Origin of the sequence: Streptomyces fractus (assembly GCF_049844455.1) — a bacterium.
In the GTDB taxonomy this organism is placed as follows: domain Bacteria; phylum Actinomycetota; class Actinomycetes; order Streptomycetales; family Streptomycetaceae; genus Streptomyces; species Streptomyces fractus.
Window position 1 is genome coordinate 645062 of record NZ_JBMYHI010000002.1, and the last position, 18060, is coordinate 663121.

Here is an 18060-nt window from a genome sequence, read left to right on the forward strand (position 1 = left end):
GGCACCCCCGCCGGCCCGCACCCCCGTCAGACCATCAACTCCCGGGAAGCAGCACGGCCTTCAGCGCCCGCCCCTCCCTCTGCTCCGCCACCGCTCGGTCGAACTCGCCGAGACCGTACGTCGTCACGAGTTCGTCCAGCGGCAGCCGCCCCTTCTCGTAGCGCCCGATCAGCTCCGGCACGAGCTGCGACGGTTCCGCGTCCCCCTCGACGCAGCCCCTGAGTTGGAGCCCTCGCAGCATCAGATCCCGTACGTCGATCTCGGCCCTGGCGGGGCCGAGGCCGACCACGGCCAGCGTGCCGCGTGGCTGGAGCAGCGCGAGGGCGCGGGTCAGGAGTTCCGGGCGGCCGGTGGTGTCGAGGGCGTGGGTCACGGTGGGGAGCGGGTCGTCGAGGGAGGCGACCGCCTGCGCCCCGAACCGGGTCGCCAGGTCGCGGCGCGCGGCGACGGGCTCCGCCACCACGACCTCCGCGCCCTCGGACAGCGCGGTCAGTACGGCCGCGGTGCCGACCGCGCCCGCGCCGACCACCAGGAGCCGCTCGCCCGGCCCCGGTCGCAGGACGTTGAGGACCGCGCCCGCCCCGGTCAGGAATCCGCAGCCCAACGGGGCGGCGACCCACGGTGGCACGTCGCCGACCGGCACACAGGAGCGGGCGTCGACGAGCGCGGCCGTGGCGAAGGACGACTGGCCGAAGAACGAGCCGAACACCGGCACACCGTCGACACGGATCGTCGGTGTGCCGTCGGCGCGGCGTCCCGAGTTGTTGAGGGTGGTCGCGAGCGCACAGTACGCCGGATGCCCCGACCGGCACTGGCCGCAGCGGCCGCAGTGCGCGAACGACAGCACGACCCGCTCCCCCACCTCCAGGGTGTCCACCTCCGAACCGAGCCGTTCCACGACGCCGCAGCCCTCGTGGCCGAGCACCGCCGGGCGGTCGCCGAGCGCCTTCCGGGTGGCGAGGTCGGTGTGGCAGAGGCCGACCGCCTCGACTCGGACGAGCACCTCGTGCGGGCGCGGGTCGTCGAGTTCGGCGTCGACGAGTTCGCTGGGGGCGGCGCCGCGCGAGAGCAGTACCGACGCCTTCATGGGCGGTCCGGAGTTTCGCGGTTCGGAGTTTCGCGGTCCGGGGTTTCGCGTTCCAGGCCGAAGTAGAAGTGCCGGCCGTCGGCGAGCACGACGCCGGGTTTGCCGTTCATCACGCCCATGAGCGTGGTGTCGTCGACCCGCTTGAAGTGGTCGAACACGGGCATCCCGTCGTACACCATCGTGGCGGTCACCTCGCCGCGGAACTCGACGTTCCACAGGCTGGCCTCGCCGTGGCCCGCCTTGGTGTCCGAGTAGAGGCTGCCGTCATCGGCGCGGCAGATCAGCGGCTTCGCGTCGTCGAGCGCGTCGAACCGCTTGCCGTGCCAGCGGCTGGCGGCCAGCACCTTCTCGATGGGGTGGCCGGTCAGGAAGGCGAAGCCGCGCCAGGGGCCGAGGAGCGAGGACGCGTCCACTGTCTCCAGGTCGGCCCACAGGGCGTCGAGTTCGGCCGGGTCGACGTTCCCCTCGACGGCGCGGAGGGCCTGCCAGCGTTCCCGCACCCCGCTCATCGGACGCCCAGCCTGCGCAGCAGGGCCAGTTGGCCGTTCGTACGGCGGATGAAGGATGTCACGGAGCTCTCCTCTGGTTTCGTCGGGCCGAGCGGGAGCAGCCGCTGCGTGGCGACCGTCTGGCTCTCGGTGTATTTGCGGATGCCCTCGGCCCCGTGGCGCCTGCCGAGTCCGCTGTCGCCCATGCCGCCCATCCCCGCCTCGATGCTGCCGGCGGCCGCGGCGGCGCCGTCGTTGATGTTGACCGAGCCGGACCGGATCCGCCGTGCGAGGCGGGCCGCTTCGCGGGTGTCCTTGGACCAGATCGACGCCGAGAGGCCGTAACTGCCCTGGTTGGCGAGGTCGATCGCCTCGTCGTCCGACGCGTACGGATGGAGCGAGACGACCGGGCCGAAGGTCTCCTCGCCGCACACGGCCATCTCCGGCGTGACACCTTCGAGGATCGTGGGTTCGTAGAAGAGCGGGCCGAGGTCGGGGCGGGCCTTGCCGCCCGCGAGGACGGTCGCCCCCTTGTTCACCGCTTCGTCGACGTGTGCCTCGACGGTCGCGAGTCGGGCCTTCGATGTGAGGGAGCCGATGTCCGCCGCGTAGTCGTAGGTCCGTCCGAGCCGCAACGCCCGTGTCGCGCGGACGAGTTCGTCACGGAAGGTGTCGTAGATCTTCTCGTGTACGTAGACGCGCTCGATGTGGATGCACATCTGTCCGGTGTTGGCGAAGGCCGCCGTCACCGTGCCTTCCGCGGCCGCCGTGATGTCGGCGTCCGCGCGGACGATCAGGGGGTTCTTGCCGCCGAGTTCGAGGGAGGCTCCGACGAGGCGGCGCGCGGCGCGTTCCCCGACGGCGCGTCCGGTGGCGGTCGAGCCGGTGAAGCAGACGTAGTCGACGGCGTCGACGAGGGCGGCGCCGACCACGGGTCCCGACCCGGTCACGATCTGCCACAGGTCGGTGGGCAGCCCGGCCTCCGCCATCAGGGCGCGCGTCCACAGCAGGGTCAGCGCGGTCTGTGCGTCCGCCTTGGAGACGACCGCGTTGCCCGCGAGGAGGGCCGGCAGTACGTCGCCGACGCCGAGGTAGAGGGGGTAGTTCCAGGGCGAGATGATGCCGACGACTCCCTTCGGCACGCGCACCTCCTGGACCCTGGTCGCGCCGGGGATCATCCCACGCACGCGGCGCGGCGCCAGGTAGTTCCGGGCGCGCCGCGCGTAGTGCCGGGCGATGGTCGCGACCTGGGCCACCTCCATCCACGCGTGGTAGCGCGCCTTGCCCGTCTCCCACTGGATCAGGTCGAGCGCCTGGTCCTGTCGCTTCAACAGCAGGTCGTGGAAGGCAAGTACGACGTCGGCGCGGGCCCTGAGCGGCGTTCCCGCCCATGCCGCGCGGGCGGCGCGGGCGCCTGCCACCGCCTCCGCCACGTCCTCCGGGGTGCAGGTGGGAACGGCCGCGATCGGCGAGAGGTCGAACGGCGCGAGTGCGGTCAGCGGTTCGGGGCCCCCGGCGTCCTCGCACTTCGCGTCGCGGCGCACCCCGCCGCACCATCGCGCGATCGACTCGTCCGTCACCCACGCGGGGCGGGCCTGGTCCGTGCTCATGCGGGCTCCTCGCTCGTACGGGACCGGTGCTCCGGTTCGCACCGGTCACTTCGATGCCCTGCCGGCACTCTTGCCGACTCTCTTGTCGATGACTGCGCGCCTCGCTATGTTAATCAGAAATCACATCCTGGAACAAGATTTGAAGCGTGGCGGAGAGACCCCAACACCCAGCACTTCCGGGCTTGTTGAACCGCCTGGCCAACCAGGGAAGCGAGTAAGTCAATGACAAATCTGAGCCGCAGAAACATCCTGTCGCTCGGTGCCGCGCTGGGACTCGTGGGCGCGACGGGTACCGCCACCAACGCATGGGCGTGGTCGCCGACGGGCTCGGTCGCGGGCGCGGGAGCGGGCACCGATCCCGAGTACGTGTGGGACGACGACATCGACCCGCTGATGGCCAAGATCATCACGAGTGGCCAGGTCCCGGCCGTCAACAAGGCGATGGGCTCGTGGGTGAACAACAACGACCCGCTGCCCAGCGGCCTGCCCGCCGAGCTCACCACGTACCTCCAGGGGGTCAACAAGCTGCCCACCTGGGCGGACCCGAAGAAGCTGGCCCGCGCCGCCGACTTCAACCGGCGCAAGGACACCTACCTGTTCATGCTGTACGGGCTCGGCAGCGGCATCATGAGCACGGTCATCCCGCGCGAGGCGAAGAGCGTCTACTGGTCCGCGGGCGGCGCCGACATGCAGGACCGCGCGGCCAAGACGTTCACGTTCGGCTACGACCTGGCCCAGCTGAAGGGCTTCGAGCCCGAGGGCCAGTTCGTCGTCACCGCGAACAAGACGCGCCTGGTGCACGCCGCGGTGCGGCACATGCTGCCGCAGTCCCCGCACTGGTCGGCGGTCGCGGACCAGAAGGTCCCGATCAGCAACGCCGACATCCTGGTCACCTTCCACAGCCTCGGCACGTTCGTGCGCCGGAAGCTGCTCGAGTGGAAGGTCCCGTTCAACGCCGAGGACCAGGAGGCGTTCCTGCACAGCTGGCAGGTCGCGCTGCACCTGCTCGGCGTGCGCACGGAGTACATCCCCAAGTCGTGGGACGAGGCGGACAAGCAGTCGGCGCAGGTGCTCACGCCGATCCTCTCCCCCACCACCGAGGGCATCGAACTGGCCGAGGATCTCCTCGGGTTGACCGCACAGATCGACCTCGGCGTCACGCGCGGGTTCCTCAACGAGTTCGTGCGCTACGTCCTCAGCAACGAGATCGGCGACTGGCTGGGCCTCAAGCGCGACTACGCGTCGGCGGCGCTGATCCGTACCGTGTGGCCGGGCTTCATCCTCTTCCGTGAAGGGCTGAACCCCGTCGCGCCCAGCGCGTTCTACATGTTCGACCAGTTCGTCCGCGCGCTGGCCATGGCGTTCCTGAACAAGGGCGCCTCGGGCACGACCACTCCCATCGTGATCCCGACGCACAACCGGCCGGACTGAGCGCGCCCACGCGGGCGTTGGGGCTCCGCGCTCAGAGCCCCAACGCCCGTACCACGAGACGCGCCACCATGGCCCGGTGCCCGGCACTGTCCCGCCACCGCATGCTCCGCCCGGCCTCGACCACGACGCCGAACCCGGCGTGCACCAGGACGCGGGCCTGACGCGGGTCGAGCTCGGGCCTGGCCGACCTCAACTGCTGTTCCCATACGGCGATGTGCTCGCGCTGCGCGAGGACCAAGGGCCGCTGCAACTCGGCGGGGAGACCGACGAACTCCGCCTCGGCGACGCTCGTCAGCGCGGTGTGCTCGAAGCTGTAGGCCACGTACGTGGCCGCCAGCGCCGCCACCGCCTCGTGCGGTCCGGCCGCCCCCTCCAGGTTCTGCTCCACCGCCTGAGCGAGCAGTTCCGCGGCTTGCAGGCAGGCCGCCGCGAGGATGTCGACCTTGCCCGGGTAGTGGCGGTAGAGCGCGGACGGGGCGAGTCCCACGGCCTCCGCGATCTGCCCGTTGGTGACATTGGCGAATCCGTCGCGCGCGAACAGCGGGACGGCGGCCGTGAGGATCTCGGCGCGCCGTGAGCGTGCCACCGGGAGCGGCGGCAGCTCGACGGGCCGCGCGCTCTCCCTGACCGGCGGGGCCTGGATCTCGTCCTCCGCGACCAGCCGCAGGGCGCACGTCAACAGCAGGTCCTCGGAACGGCGTTGGGCGATCGACGTGCGGTGCATCGTGATCGACCCGATCGCGCCGAGCGCCGCCACGACGCGCAACTCCGCCCGCTCCCCCGGGTGTTCCCGGCGGACCGCCTCGGTCACCCGCCCGACGACGCGCGCGAACTTGCCCCGGAGCAGCCGGCGGTCCTCGCGGTTGAGGTACCGGGCCTCCCACCGGTACACACCACCCTCCGCGCGGCGCTTGACGGTGATCCTGATGAGGGCCGTGAGCAGCTCCGCCGTGTCCGCCTCGGGCGGCAGCTCGTCGAGCGTGGCGACGAGCCCGTCCACCATGGCGTGCGCGCACTCGGAGAACAGCGCGTACTTGTTCGGGAAGTGCCGGTACAGGGCCGCCGCGGTGATACCCACGCCCGAGGCGATCTCCTCCATGGACGCCGCGTGATAGCCCCGCTCGCTGAAGAGGCGCCCGGCCGCCTCGACGATCAGCTGCCTGCGGTTGCGGGGACGCGTGGCCGGCATCGGCTCCGTGGTCATGACCGGGCTGACGGGTGCGGGGACAGAGACTGATGCGGGGCCATACGAGCCAGTCAATCACACGCCGGGACACGTGCCATGGCGTGCGCAAAGCTCCGCTCGGGCGGGGGTGTGCACGCGCCCGTGTCAACTCTTGGTCATGATTTTCGGGGGACTGCTGTTCGCGTGGAACGGGGCGCCTAGGGTCCTTCTGACGGATCAGGCTGGACTCGGGGGGGGCCGGTCATGTTCGGTGCCGGTGAGCGGGGGCTGGTGCGTGCAGCTGCAAGGCGGAGGAGGGCGTCAACGCGGAGCGTTGGCAACCGACGACAACGACCGCTGGGAGGCCCGGATGTCGATGCCCGGTCCCGGGTGGCGGCGCGGGCAGCGGTGGCTGGTCACGGGGGTGCTCGTCGTCCTGCTCGCTCTGCTGGTGGCCGATGTCATCGCGCTCACCCGGCATTCGCACGACGGCGCCGAGGCCTCCGGCGGACCGCGCCGCACACTGGTCGAGGTGTCCGGGAGTCACTGCGGCAAGGGCTGGGAGACGCCCGCGCCGGGCGTGCAGGTCTTCGCGCTGCACAACACCTCCGCCGCCTCCGCCGAGGTGTTCCTGGAGAACCCGCGCAGCCACGTCGTGTACGGCGAGGTGGAGGACATCGGGCCGGGCACGACACGGGAGTTGACGGTGCGGCTCGGCAGGGGCTCGTACGCGTTCACGTGCCTGCCCGAGGACGCGGACGCGGTGACGGGGCCCACGCTCCGTATCCGCGAGGGGCGTTCGGGGCCCGCCGCCGCGCCGGTCACCACGCACGACCTGATCCCGCCGGCGATCGCCTACCAGAAGTGGGTCGGCGACGGGCTCGACAAGGTGGTCCGGCTGACGCGGACCCTGCGCGACGCCGTCGACCGGGGCGACCTCGGCGCGGCCCGCACGGCGTGGCTGCCCGCCCACCTCCAGTACGAGCGGATGGGCGCGGCCTACGACGCGTTCGGTGACGCCGACGGACGGATCAACGGCACGGACGCCGGGCTGCCGGGCGGCACCGGCGACAAGGACTTCACCGGCTTCCACCGCGTCGAGTACGGGCTGTGGCACAGGCAGTCGGGCCATGAACTGCGGGCTCCTACGGCCGCGTTGCTGAAGTCGGTCACCGCGTTGCGCGAGGACTGGGCCCAGGCCCGGATGGACCCGGCGGAACTGGGCCTGCGGGCGCACGAGATCCTGGAGAACACGGTGCAGTTCGAGCTGACCGGCCGTACGGACTTCGGCAGCGGCAGCAATCTCGCCACGGCCCGCGCCAACGTCGACGGCACCCGCGAGGTCCTCTCCCGCCTGCACCCGATCCTGACCCGGCGCTACGCCCACCTCCCGTCGCTGGAACGGGACTTGAAGGATGCCGGTGACACCCTCGACGGGCTGCGTCACGACGGCCGCTGGCCGCCGCTGGACGGGCTGAGCCGCACGGAACGCGAGCGCGTCGACGCCCGGTTCGGCGACCTCGTCGAGCGCCTCGCCTCGGTGGCGACGCTGTGCGACCCGCGGAGGACGGTGTGAGCGGGGCAGGCGGTGTGGGGCGGCGCGGTCTGCTGCGGGGTGCCGCGCTCGCCGGGGTCGGGCTCACCGCGGGCGGGGCGGCGGCCCCGGTGGGGGCGCCGGTCGACATCCCGGCCGCGCCGGTCGCCGCGTTCCATGGCGCCCGGCAGGCCTCCGTCGTCGCGGCGCAGCGCCGGGCGACGGCGTTCGTGTCCTTCGACGTCACCGCCGAGGGCAGGGCCGAACTCGTCGACGTGCTGCGGACGTTGACCGACCGCTGCCGGTTTCTCGCCTCGGGCGGGACACCGGAGCCCGCCGGGATCACCGCGCCGCCCGCCGACTCGGGGGTCCTCGGCGAGCGGCTGCCCGGCGGCGCGCTTGCCGTGACCGTCGGCGTCGCGGCGTCGCTGTTCGACGAGCGGTTCGGACTCGGCCGGCGCAGGCCGCGAAGGCTCACCGCGATGCCCGTCTTCCCCGACGACGACCTCAGGGACGGCTGGTGCCACGGCGACCTGAGCCTGCAACTGCACGCCGACGACCTGGACACGGTGCTGCACGCGCTGCGCGACATCGCCCGGCACACGCGCGGCGCGCTCCAGGTGCGCTGGCGCATCGACGGCTTCACCAGCCCGCCGCGCCCCTCGGGGACCCCGCGCAATCTGCTGGGATTCAAGGACGGCACCGCCAACCCGGACACCGCCGACGCCCGCGCGATGAAGCGCCTGGTGTGGGTGGGCAAGGACAGCGGTGAGCCGGAGTGGGCCGTCGGCGGCAGCTATCAAGTGGTGCGCCTGATAAGGATGTTGGTCGAGTTCTGGGACCGGGTGTCGCTCAGCGAGCAGGAGCGGATGTTCGGGCGTTCCCGTGCGAGCGGCGCGCCGCTGGACGGCGACGCGGAGCACGACGCGCCGAAGTTCGTCGACGACCCCAAGGGCGATGTCATCCCGCTGGACGCGCACATCCGGCTCGCCAACCCGCGCACCCCGGACACCGCGGGCCAGCGGATCCTGCGCCGCGCGTACAACTACGACCGGGGCACGGACGCCAACGGCAACCTCGACATGGGCCTGCTGTTCTGCTGCTACCAGCAGGACCCGCGGCGGCAGTTCGAGACCGTGCAGAAGCGGCTCGCGGGCGAACCGCTCACCGACTACATCTCCCCGTTCGGCGGCGGCTACTACTTCGCGCTGCCGGGCGTGCGCGACGCCGACGACTGGTACGGCCGGGCGCTGCTGTCCTGACGCGACTCCCAAGCGGGCCTCAGAACTCGGGAAAACTTCCGCTCACAAGCGGTCAACAGGTGGTCAAGATCGGGCCTCTGCGTGTAGATGCAGGGTTCACTCAAGTGCCACCGTACTTGCGCATGCACGCCGTCGACATGGGTCGGAGGACGAACATCCATGGCCAGCAAGGCACGTAGATCCGGGAGAGCGACCAGGAGGTCAGCGATACGGGGCCTGGGCGCGCTGGCGGGGGCCGCCGCGCTCACCGTCCTCGGCGGCGCCTCCCCCGCATGGGCCGCGGCGCCCGCGGGAAGCTCCTCCGGCACCGCCACCCCCATCAAGCACGTGGTCGTCCTCTTCGACGAGAACAACTCCTTCGACCACTACTTCGCGACGTACCCGAAGGCCGCCAACACCGACGGCACGAAGTTCACGCCGGCCAAGGGCACGCCGAAGAACGTCGACACCCTCGCGCACGCGGGCCTGCTGAAGCGGAACCCCAACCAGTACACCCCGAAGCGGCTCACGCCGGACCACGCGGTGACCTGCGACCAGAACCATTCCTACGGGCCCGAGCAGTACGCGTACAACAGTGGCAAGGCCGACCAGTTCGTGCAGAACACCGAGGTCGACAAGTGCAGCGGCGGCCTGTTCGGCGAGCCGGGCCTGGTGATGGACTACTTCGACGGCAACACCGTCACCGGGCTGTGGAACTACGCCCAGCACTACTCCCTGAGCGACCGCTCGTACGGCTCGAACTACGGCCCGTCGACTCCCGGCGCCATCAACCTGGCCTCCGGGAACACGCACGGGGTCATCTCCACCGACCCGGCCTCGGGCACCGAGAACCCGAAGCAGACCGCGACGCCGGACAAGACCGCGGTCCAGTCGCCGGACGCGCACGGCGTCGGCACGATGATCAATGACCCGGACCCGTCGTTCGACGACTGCTCCGACAAGAACCACACCGCCGCGAACGCGCTCGCCACGATGCAGGGCAGGAACATCGGCGACCTGCTCAACACCCGTAAGGTGACCTGGGGTTGGTTCCAGGGCGGCTTCCGGCCGAGCAGCGCGTGGAACGGCGAGGACGGCTCGTACGCGAAGTGCGAGGACGCGCACGCCAACGTCGGCGGCGCCTCGACGCTCGACTACAGCCCGCACCACAACCCGTTCGCCTACTACAAGTCGACGGCGAACCCGCACCACTTGGCACCCAAGAGCGTCGCCGAGATCGGCAACGCGGGCCGTGCCAACCACAATTACGACCTGACCGACTTCTCCGCCGCGGCGAAGGCGGGCCACCTCCCGGCCGTCAGCTTCGTCAAGGCCGGCGCGTACCAGGACGGGCACGCGGGCTACTCCGACCCGATCGACGAGCAGCACTTCCTGGTGAACCAGATCAACGCGGTACAGAGTTCGCCGCAGTGGAAGTCGACCGCTGTCGTCATCGCGTACGACGACTCCGACGGCTGGTACGACCACGCCTACATCCCGCCGCGCAACGGCTCGAAGGACTCCACGGCCGGCTCCAACGGCAAGGCCACGGACTCCCCGGGCTGCCAGAACGGCCCGGCGGCGGCCGGGGGTTACCAGGACCGCTGCGGCCCCGGCACCCGGCAGCCGCTGCTCGTTATCTCCCCGTACAGCAAGGTCAACAAGGTCGACCACACGATGACCGACCAGGCGTCGATCATCCGCTTCATCGAGGACAACTGGCACACCGGCCGGATCGGTGACCACTCCTTCGACGCCACCGCGGGCCCGCTGTCCGGCATGTTCGACTTCAAGCACCCCAACAACAGACAGCTGCTGCTGAACGCGGACGGCTCGGTGAAGTCCGAAGGCCCCATCAAGAAGATCGCCCCGGTCACGACACACATCACGCCGGGACCGCCGATGGAGAACACGGCCGCGACGACGTCCGACGACTACCCGGTGCTCCCGGTGAGCCTCGGGGCGGCCGCGCTCCTCGCCACCGGCGCCACCGGCACGTACCTCACCCTGCGGCGCAGGCAGCGCACCACCGCCTGACGGCGCCGCCCCCTGACTGCCCGGCACGGTTCAGCGCCCCCTGGACCGTGCCGGGCGGACTCTCTTCGATCGCCTGCTGGGGCCTACTGGCCCGTGATGTCGACCATCCAGTTGATGCCGAAGCGGTCGGTGCACATGCCGAACTCGTCGCCCCACATCTGCTTCTCCAGCGGCACGCCCACCGTTCCGTCGGCGGACAGCTTGTCCCAGTAGCCGCGCAGCACCTCGGCGTCGTCGCCGCTGACGCTGACCGAGATGTTCGTGCCGGTGGTGTGCTCCATGCCCGGCGGGGTGTCCGAGCCCATGATCGTGAAGCCGGCCGGTGTCTCCAGGAGGGCGTGCATGATCTTGTCGGCGAACTCGGCGGGCGCCCCGCCGCCACCGGCCTGTCCGAAGGTGTTCAGGGCGAGCTCGCCACCGAACACCTGCTGATAGAACTCCATGGCCTGACGGGCGTCCCCGTTGAAGGCGATGTACGGGTTGAGGCGAGAAGCCACAGCACGTTCCTTTCCGCGTGTGCCACTGGTGGTGCTCCGGACTTCCGCATTATTCGGCGTCGGGGTGGCGCCCGCACGGGGAACGGCGACGGGCCGGCACCCGGGCTCAGCCGGTCTGCTTCTGCCGGGCCAGCTCGGTGATCAGCTCGTGCAACTGGTGGTCGTCGGCGTCGGCCCCCTGGATCTCGGCGGTGCGCGCGAACATGGTCCGCTCGTGGACGGCCAGCGCGGCCTCAATGTCGTCGGGGTGCGCGGCCAGGGCCTTGCCGAGTTCGGCGCCGTCGACCATGGCCAGGTTGGCACCCTCGCCGTTCGGGGGCGCGAGGTGGGCGGCGTCGCCCAGCAGAGTGACGCCCGGGATCCGCTCCCAGCGGTGGTCGACCGGCAGTGTGTGGAGCGGGCGCAGGACGGGCGTGCCGTCGGCCTCGGTGATCAGCGCGAGGAGCTCCGGCGCCCAGGCGTCGAATTCCTTCGCGATCCGCCCGATGACCGCGTCGGCGTCGGTGAAGTCGATGGCGTCGAACCATTCCCGCGGCTCGGTGAGCCCTACGTAGGCGTGCAGGGTGCCGGCCCGCTCCCGGTGGGCGAAGAGTTCGCGACCCGGCAGAGCGGAGATCATCATCCCGTCGCCGACGGCCTTCGCGGTGGCCGGGTGCCGGGTGTCGGCGTCGTACAGGTAGGTCTCGACGACCGATTTGCCGGAGTACTCGGGGGTGGCGGAGGAGAGCAGCGGGCGGACCCGTGACCAGGCGCCGTCCGCCCCGACCAGCAGGTCGGTGGCGACGGTGGTGCCGTCCGCGAAGGTCACCTCGTGGCGGCCGTCACCGAGGGTGCGGGTGCCCGCGACCTTGTGGCCCCAGTGGACGGTGCCGGCCGGGAGGGAGTCGAGGAGGATCTGTCGCAGCTCACCGCGGTAGACCTCGGGGCGGCCGCCGGTCCCGTCATCGGCCTCTTCGTGCAGTACGGCGCCGTCCGGGTCGAGGACCCGCATGGCCTGGTGACCCTCCAGGACGAGAGCACGGAACTCGTCCATCAAGTCGGCTGCCTCGACGGCGAGTTGACCGTTGTAGTCGTGGATGTCGAGCAGGCCGCCCTGCGAGCGTTCGGCGGGCGAGCCCTCCGCCTCGTGGACGGTGGCGGGTATGCCGTGGAGGTGCAGGACGCGGGCGAGGGTGAGGCCGCCGAGGCCGGCTCCGATGATCGTGACGTGGGTGCTGTCCGTGGTCATGGGTGGGGTCCTTCCTGATCGTGTGTGGGCCGCGGAGTGCGATGTCAGCGGCCGGCGCCGTTGTCGCACGGCGCCGACCTCCACCAATCTCCCTGCGGCCCTCGACAGATCGCCTACAGACCACCGACCGCCGCCGACAGCTCACCGACAGCGGCCTCCCGCCGGGCGGGTCCGTCAGCGCAGCACCTCGAACGCCCAGTAGTCCGCGGGCCCTTCGGCGGTGTACGGCGCGTCCTGCCGCCGCTCGACGACCTTGAGGGAGCCTTCGTCCGCCTGCCGCCGCACGTACTCGACGAAGTCCGAGCCCGCCAGGTACTTCGAGAAGGTGCTCATCAGGACGAGGCCGCCGGGCTTCGTGACGCGCAGCAATCCCCGCACCCCGGTCGGCGGCACGTGCCCCAAGGTGAAGACGCCGCAGCAGACGGTCACGTCGTAGCTGTCGTCCGCGAACTCCACGAGGCCCTGGTTCATGTCCACGCCCGCGGTGAGCGAGCGGTAGATCCCGGTCTTGCGGGCCTCCGCCACCATTCCTTCGCTGAGGTCGAAGCCGTCGATCACGGTGACACCGCGCCGCGAGAGCACGCTCCCGACGAGGCCCGTTCCGCAACCGGCGTCGAGGACCACGGACCCGGTCCCGATGCCGCCCGGCCGGTCGCCCGCCATGGCGTCGAACAGCTCGCCGATCTCGTGCGGGCCCCGGTAGTCGGTGGTGCGCAGATCCTCGTCGTACGAGGCGGCCCAGTCTCCGTAGTAGGAGTCGATGCGGTCGGGAATCCCGTCGAGTGCGTGCGCCCGCTTGATCCGGTCCTGGCTCTCTGACACCCAAGTCTCCCTTGTCGTCGGACGGTTCAGGCCCCCGGCGGGCCTGTTGCGACCCGGACCGGGGTGGTGACGGTCACGCCGCTACCCGGAAAGCCCGGATCCGAACACGGCCGGGGTGCCGACCGGCGATTTACGGCCGCTACAGCCGGTGGGTGGCGGTGGTGAAGCGCGCGAGGGTGTCCGGCAGTGGGTCGATGCCGATGCCGGGGCCCGACGGCACGGTCAGGCAGCCGTCGTCCAGGACGAACGGCTCGGTGATGTCCTCCGCGTAGTAGCGGCTGGACGCCGAGGTGTCGCCGGGCAGCGTGAAGCCGGGCAGCGCGGCGAGGGCCAGGTTGGGGGCGCGGCCGATGCCCGTCTCCAGCATGCCGCCGCACCACACCGGCACCCCGTTTGCCACCGCCACGTCGTGGATGCGGCGGGCCTCCAGGTAGCCGCCGACGCGGGCCGGTTTGACGTTGATGACCCGGCAGGCCTCCATGGCGATGGCCGTGGCGGCGTCCCGCGCGCTGTGGATCGACTCGTCCAGGCAGACGGGCGTGCTGATGCGCTGCTGGAGTCGGGCGTGGGCGCGCAGGTCGTTCTCGGTGAGCGGTTCCTCGATGAGCAGCAGCCCGAACTCGTCGAGCTTCCGCAGGTGTTCGGCGTCGGCGAGGGTGTACGCGGTGTTGGCGTCCACCTGGAGCGGCAGCGCGTCGCCGAAGCGTTCGCGCACCGCGCGCAGCGGCTCCAGGTCCCAGCCGGGCTCGATCTTCAGCTTGATCCGGACGTAGCCCTCGGCGAGATACTCCTCGACGTCGTCGAGGAGTTCCGGGATCGAGTTCTTGATGCCGACGGAGACACCCGCGGGCACCCGCTGCCCGGTGTTCGAGCCGAGGTACGTGGCCAGCGGCATGCCGTACGCGCGCAGCTCGGCGTCGAGCAGCGCCGTCTCAAGGGCGGCCTTCGCCAGCTCGTTGCCCTTGACCGGTTCCATGGCGGCCCCGGCGGCCGCCGCCCGCGGCTCGGGGAGCGCCTTCACGCGCGGCAGCAGGAAGTCCCGGATGACGATCTCGGCGCCCGCGATGAACTCGGAGCAGTACAGCGGGTCGGGGTCGCCGGCGAACTCGGACCAGCCCTCGGCCTCGTCGGTCACCACGTGCAGCAGGAAGGCGTCCTTGCTGTCGACGCTGCCGAACGAGGTACGGAACGGCTTGACCAGCGGAATCGCGATGTGCAGCAGCTCTACGCGTTCGATCTTCATGCCGGGTCCTCCTGACTGGAACGGGCGGTGTGGGCGGTGGGGTGGGTGAGCAGGTACCAGCCGTCGCGGGACATCGCGGTCGCCCGCAGGCCCTCCGCGTACGCCGAGGTGAAGACGTCGCGCACGGCGTGCCGCCAGCGCAGCGCGGTGTCCGGGTCGCCGGCGCGCAGCGCGACGATGTCCTCGGGGACGCGGCACCACAGCCGGTTCGCGTCGCGGGCGGCGAGCGGTCCGCCGTCCGGGGCCTCGGCGATCACCTCGGCCCCGGTGCGGCCCTCGGCCGGGTCGGTGGCGGGCGGGGCTTCGCCCGTGAGGTCCCACAGGGCGGTGAGGCGGTCGGTCTCGTCGCCGTCGTTGATGCCGTCGTCCATGGGCCCGTAGAAGTCGACCTGGTACTCGGTGGCGACCGCGCCCAGTTTCACGAGGTTGAAGCGGGCGTTCCTGGCGACGAGCGGGTCGAAGGTCCAGCGCATGGTGCGGGCGCCGCGCTCGAGGGCCCAGACGCGCTGGGCCTGCTTGACGGCGTGGCCCGTGCCGCGGTCGGAGACGGCCGCCGCGGCGGCGAGCGAGTACACGTCCCGGTCGGCCGGCGGCCCGAACACGGCGACCGAGGCGCCGACCACGGCGCCGCCCGACCGGGCCGCGTGCACGGCGCCGCCCGCGTGGGCGACGCTGTGCAGCACATCGCTGTGGAAGGGCGGGGCGTCGCGGGGCATCTGCCACACGTCGGCGAGGAAGTCGGCCACCGCCCGCAGGCCGGCCACGTCGTCCACGGCGGCGACGGTCGAGGTCGTCAGATCGTTCATGGCCACGAGTCTCGGGGCGGACGGCGGGGAGGTCCTTGTGGAGGAGGCCAATCATCGGCGTCTAGCCTGTTGCGATCGGACAATCCCCCACTCCCGCCGTCGGCGAAAGGTTCACCCATGGACGCCTGCACACTGGGAAACCTCCTCGACGCGCTCGGCGGCTCCACGCTGCGCCTGCTCAGCGCCCCGCACGGCCGCACCGCCCCCGTCACCGAAGTCCTGCTGCACGACCCGCACGCCCCACTGCCCGAGCGGGCGCCGGGCGCGCTGCTCCTCGCGGTCGGCGTGCGCGCGGGCGAGGCGGGGCCGCTGGTGCGGGATGCCGGGCGCGCGGGCATGGCGGGTGTCGTGGTGCGCGGCGACGGGTCGCGGGCGGTGCCGGACGCCGAGGCGGCGGGCGTCGCGCTGCTCGGCACCGACCGGGACGCCGCCTGGCACCAGGTGTTCCAGTTGCTGTCGTCCGTGGTCGGCGCCCACGGGGCACGCACGGCGCCGCTGGGCGAGGACGCGCTGCCCGGTGATCTGTTCGCGCTGGCCAACGCCGTCGCGGCGGCCGTCGGCGGGGCGATAGCCGTGGAGGACCTCGGCCGGCAGATCCTCGCGTACTCGACGGTCCCGGGACAGCCCGTCGACGAGACCAGACGGCAGGGCATCCTCGGCCGCCAGGTCCCCGGCAGCCCGGAGAACGACGACGACTACCGCCTCCTGTACGCCGCCGAGAGCCCGCTGAAACTCCCCGGGGTGACCGCCGACGAGCTGCCGCGCCTCGCCACCACCGTCCGCGCCGGAGGCGAACTGCTCGGCTCGATCTGGGCGGTGGACACGGGGAGCCTGGCCGCCGACGCCGAGGACGCGCTGCGGCAGGGCGCCTCGGCCGCCGCGATGCTCCTGCTGCGGGCGCGGGCCGCCGACGAGCTGGCCCGGCATCTGAGCAGCGACCTGCTGCGCCGCCTGCTCGACGGCTCCATCGAACCGGCCGCCGCCGCGCACCGGCTCGGGCTCGCGCCCGACGCCCCGGTGCGGGTCGCGGCGTTCGCGCTCGCGGGCGCGGCGACCGCGCACGACGGCGGGCAGGCGGCGCTGCGCCTCCTCGACCTCGTACGGCTCCAGTGCCAGACCCGCTACGGGCAGCACGCCTGCGTCCTGCTCGACGGCGTGGTGTACGCGCTCCTGCCGGTGGTCGGCGCCGCGGACCACGCGGCCGACCGGCATCTGCGGATCGCCGAGGACATCGTGCGGCGCGCGGAGGAGGCGCTGCGGATCTCCGTGCGGGCCGGGCTCGGGCACGCGGTGCCGGGTGTCGCCGGGGTCCGGGACTCGCGCGACGACGCCGATCTGGTGCTGCGGGTGCTCGGCGCCGGGCAGGTCGCGGACGCCGGGCAGGTGCGGGCGCGGACCTCGCTGCTCGTGCTCGGCGAGTTCCTGGCCGACCGCAGGGACCAGTCCGCGGGACCCTGGCGGGACGTCCTCGCGCACGACGCCGAGCACGGCACCGAGTACGCCCGTACGCTCATCTGCTGGCTGGACGCGGGCTGCGACGCCGGACGCGCGGCGGAGAAACTCGTCGTCCATCCCAACACATGCCGCTACCGGCTGCGCAAGGTGCAGCGGCAGCTCGGCATCGACCTCGACGACCCGGACCAACGCCTCGTGCTGTGGGTGCAGTTGCGCACGCTGGCGGGTCTACGAGGCTGAATCCCCGGTCAGGAGCCAGTCACGCAGCCGCTCCTCGCACGCCCGCACCTCCCCCATCGGCACGAACTCCCCCGGAGTGTGGGCGAGTTGGGGGTCGCCGGGCCCGCAGTTCAGCGCGGGTACGCCGAGCGACGCGAAGCGTGCCACGTCGGTCCAGCCGAGCTTCGGCCGCGGCGCGACGCCGAGCGCCTTGACCAGGTCGGCGGCCACGGGCCGGTCGAGTCCCGGCAGCGCGCCCGGCTCGACCTCCGTGATGCGCACCTCGTACTCGGGGAAGAGGCCGCGCAGGTACGTCTCGGCCTGCTCGGGTGAACGACTGGGCGCGAAGCGGAGGTTGACCGTGACCACGCACTCGTCGGGCACGACGTTGGACGACACCCCGGCGCGCAGGGCGACGGCGTTCAGGCCCTCCCGGTACTCCAGGCCGTCGATCTCGACCCGCTCGGGGACGTGCGCGTGCAGCCGGGTGAGGACGTCGCCCGCGAGATGCGCGGCGTTGGTGCCCATCCAGGCGCGCGCGGTGTGCGCCCGCTGCCCCGGCACGACGATGTCGGCGAGGAGGAAGCCCTGGCACCCGGCCTCGATACCGCCGTCGGAGGGTTCGAGGAGCAACGCCAGGTCGCCGCGCAGGAGTTCGGGCCTGCGGGCGGCGATCACGGCGAGGCCGTTGCGGTCGCCGGCAACCTCCTCGCACTCGTAGAAGGCGAAGGTCGCATCGCGGTTAAGCGACCCGCGCGCGCCCGACGCCGCTGCGGCCAGCTTCAGCGCGACGGCCACGCCGGCCTTCATGTCGCAGGCGCCGAGCCCGTACAGCCGCTCGCCTTCGCGGCGCGCCGGGAGATTGCCCGCCTCCGGGACGGTGTCGAGGTGTCCGGCCAGGACGACCCGCTCGCGGTGGCCGAGGTCGGTGCGGGCGACGACGGAGTTGCCGACACGTTCGACGTCCAGGCCGGGCAGCGCGCGCAGTGCCTCCTCCGCGGCGTCGGCGAGCGGGCCCTCGGCGCCGCTCTCGGAGGGCATGTCGACCAGTGCCTCGGTGAGCGCGACGACGTCGGCGGCGAGGTCGAGGGGCACGGCTGATCTCCTTCGCGTCTGCGGCGCGGTGGCTGTCCGCGGGGATGCACCCACCATGCTCGGACGGCGGCGCCGGCAGCGGGTTGTGGCATCGGCCAACAC

15 protein-coding genes are annotated in these 18060 nt (G+C 71.9%); 5 read left to right on the forward strand and 10 right to left on the reverse strand.

What is annotated here, in order from left to right:
• Positions 1-34: 34 nt before the first annotated feature.
• From ACP4E5_RS05075 to ACP4E5_RS05085, 3 genes are read right to left on the reverse strand one after another with little or no spacing between them, the layout of a single operon-like run.
• Complete coding sequence (locus tag ACP4E5_RS05075; RefSeq protein WP_425825497.1) at positions 35-1087, reverse strand: NAD(P)-dependent alcohol dehydrogenase; 1053 nt, start codon at positions 1085-1087, stop codon at positions 35-37.
• Positions 1084-1596 carry a DUF4334 domain-containing protein gene (locus tag ACP4E5_RS05080; RefSeq protein ID WP_425825498.1) on the reverse strand — a complete coding sequence of 171 codons (513 nt, stop codon included), beginning with the start codon at positions 1594-1596 and terminating at the stop codon, positions 1084-1086. Before ACP4E5_RS05080 ends, ACP4E5_RS05075 begins: the two co-directional genes overlap by 4 nt.
• A complete protein-coding gene (locus ACP4E5_RS05085; protein WP_425825499.1) occupies positions 1593-3185 on the reverse strand; it encodes a succinic semialdehyde dehydrogenase in 1593 nt (530 codons plus the stop codon). Before ACP4E5_RS05085 ends, ACP4E5_RS05080 begins: the two co-directional genes overlap by 4 nt.
• 222 nt (positions 3186-3407) lie before the next feature.
• On the opposite strand from ACP4E5_RS05085, the gene ACP4E5_RS05090 reads away from it, so the two are divergent.
• A complete protein-coding gene (locus ACP4E5_RS05090; RefSeq protein ID WP_425825500.1) occupies positions 3408-4616 on the forward strand; it encodes an oxygenase MpaB family protein in 1209 nt (402 codons plus the stop codon).
• Positions 4617-4647: 31 nt separating this feature from the next.
• Here ACP4E5_RS05090 and ACP4E5_RS05095 read toward each other — a convergent pair whose 3' ends face one another.
• The gene (locus tag ACP4E5_RS05095) at positions 4648-5820 is read right to left on the reverse strand and encodes a TetR/AcrR family transcriptional regulator (RefSeq protein ID WP_425825501.1); all 1173 of its coding nucleotides are present in this window, start codon (positions 5818-5820) and stop codon (positions 4648-4650) included.
• A 337-nt stretch (positions 5821-6157) separates the two neighbouring features.
• On the opposite strand from ACP4E5_RS05095, the gene ACP4E5_RS05100 reads away from it, so the two are divergent.
• The 3 genes from ACP4E5_RS05100 (at position 6158) to ACP4E5_RS05110 (ending at position 10593) form a co-directional block, all read left to right on the forward strand.
• Positions 6158-7357, forward strand: coding sequence for an EfeM/EfeO family lipoprotein (locus tag ACP4E5_RS05100; RefSeq protein ID WP_425841095.1), 1200 nt, complete (start codon positions 6158-6160; stop codon positions 7355-7357).
• Positions 7354-8577 carry an iron uptake transporter deferrochelatase/peroxidase subunit gene (efeB, locus tag ACP4E5_RS05105; RefSeq protein ID WP_425825502.1) on the forward strand — a complete coding sequence of 408 codons (1224 nt, stop codon included), beginning with the start codon at positions 7354-7356 and terminating at the stop codon, positions 8575-8577. The genes ACP4E5_RS05100 and efeB overlap by 4 nt, the downstream gene beginning before the upstream one ends.
• Positions 8578-8736: 159 nt before the next feature.
• The gene (locus ACP4E5_RS05110) at positions 8737-10593 is read left to right on the forward strand and encodes a phospholipase C (protein ID WP_425825503.1); all 1857 of its coding nucleotides are present in this window, start codon (positions 8737-8739) and stop codon (positions 10591-10593) included.
• A gap of 83 nt (positions 10594-10676) precedes the next feature.
• Here the strand turns inward: ACP4E5_RS05110 and ACP4E5_RS05115 are convergent, their stop codons facing one another.
• From ACP4E5_RS05115 to ACP4E5_RS05135, 5 genes are all read right to left on the reverse strand, one after another.
• Positions 10677-11090, reverse strand: a complete 414-nt coding sequence (locus ACP4E5_RS05115) for a VOC family protein (protein ID WP_425825504.1) — start codon at positions 11088-11090, stop codon at positions 10677-10679.
• A gap of 106 nt (positions 11091-11196) precedes the next feature.
• Complete coding sequence (locus ACP4E5_RS05120; RefSeq protein WP_425825505.1) at positions 11197-12318, reverse strand: FAD-dependent oxidoreductase; 1122 nt, start codon at positions 12316-12318, stop codon at positions 11197-11199.
• A gap of 174 nt (positions 12319-12492) precedes the next feature.
• Positions 12493-13140 carry a class I SAM-dependent DNA methyltransferase gene (locus ACP4E5_RS05125; protein ID WP_425825506.1) on the reverse strand — a complete coding sequence of 216 codons (648 nt, stop codon included), beginning with the start codon at positions 13138-13140 and terminating at the stop codon, positions 12493-12495.
• Between the two features lie 139 nt (positions 13141-13279).
• Positions 13280-14383 (reverse strand): o-succinylbenzoate synthase, encoded by a 1104-nt coding sequence (menC, locus tag ACP4E5_RS05130; RefSeq protein WP_425825507.1) that lies wholly within the window; start codon positions 14381-14383, stop codon positions 13280-13282.
• Positions 14380-15189, reverse strand: a complete 810-nt coding sequence (locus ACP4E5_RS05135) for a chorismate synthase (RefSeq protein WP_425825508.1) — start codon at positions 15187-15189, stop codon at positions 14380-14382. The genes menC and ACP4E5_RS05135 overlap by 4 nt, the downstream gene beginning before the upstream one ends.
• 117 nt (positions 15190-15306) lie before the next feature.
• Between ACP4E5_RS05135 and ACP4E5_RS05140 the strand changes: the two genes are divergently transcribed.
• The gene (locus ACP4E5_RS05140) at positions 15307-16884 is read left to right on the forward strand and encodes a PucR family transcriptional regulator (protein ID WP_425825509.1); all 1578 of its coding nucleotides are present in this window, start codon (positions 15307-15309) and stop codon (positions 16882-16884) included.
• On the opposite strand, the gene dapE is transcribed toward ACP4E5_RS05140, so the two are convergent.
• Complete coding sequence (gene dapE / locus ACP4E5_RS05145) at positions 16873-18015, reverse strand: succinyl-diaminopimelate desuccinylase (RefSeq protein ID WP_425825510.1); 1143 nt, start codon at positions 18013-18015, stop codon at positions 16873-16875. The two genes, ACP4E5_RS05140 and dapE, sit on opposite strands and share 12 nt — an antisense overlap.
• Positions 18016-18060: the final 45 nt, after the last annotated feature.

What these genes read in the sequence shown, in the direction of transcription:
- ACP4E5_RS05110 (WP_425825503.1), top strand. Translation starts at nt 8,737, where the DNA reads ATGGCCAGCAAGGCACGTAGATCCGGGAGAGCGACCAGGAGGTCAGCG.
- ACP4E5_RS05120 (WP_425825505.1), bottom strand. Translation starts at nt 12,318, where the DNA reads ATGACCACGGACAGCACCCACGTCACGATCATCGGAGCCGGCCTCGGC.
- ACP4E5_RS05140 (WP_425825509.1), top strand. Translation starts at nt 15,307, where the DNA reads ATGGACGCCTGCACACTGGGAAACCTCCTCGACGCGCTCGGCGGCTCC.
- ACP4E5_RS05095 (WP_425825501.1), bottom strand. Translation starts at nt 5,820, where the DNA reads ATGACCACGGAGCCGATGCCGGCCACGCGTCCCCGCAACCGCAGGCAG.
- ACP4E5_RS05090 (WP_425825500.1), top strand. Translation starts at nt 3,408, where the DNA reads ATGACAAATCTGAGCCGCAGAAACATCCTGTCGCTCGGTGCCGCGCTG.
- ACP4E5_RS05135 (WP_425825508.1), bottom strand. Translation starts at nt 15,189, where the DNA reads ATGAACGATCTGACGACCTCGACCGTCGCCGCCGTGGACGACGTGGCC.
- ACP4E5_RS05075 (WP_425825497.1), bottom strand. Translation starts at nt 1,087, where the DNA reads ATGAAGGCGTCGGTACTGCTCTCGCGCGGCGCCGCCCCCAGCGAACTC.
- menC (WP_425825507.1), bottom strand. Translation starts at nt 14,383, where the DNA reads ATGAAGATCGAACGCGTAGAGCTGCTGCACATCGCGATTCCGCTGGTC.
- ACP4E5_RS05100 (WP_425841095.1), top strand. Translation starts at nt 6,158, where the DNA reads ATGCCCGGTCCCGGGTGGCGGCGCGGGCAGCGGTGGCTGGTCACGGGG.
- dapE (WP_425825510.1), bottom strand. Translation starts at nt 18,015, where the DNA reads ATGGTGGGTGCATCCCCGCGGACAGCCACCGCGCCGCAGACGCGAAGG.
- ACP4E5_RS05080 (WP_425825498.1), bottom strand. Translation starts at nt 1,596, where the DNA reads ATGAGCGGGGTGCGGGAACGCTGGCAGGCCCTCCGCGCCGTCGAGGGG.
- ACP4E5_RS05085 (WP_425825499.1), bottom strand. Translation starts at nt 3,185, where the DNA reads ATGAGCACGGACCAGGCCCGCCCCGCGTGGGTGACGGACGAGTCGATC.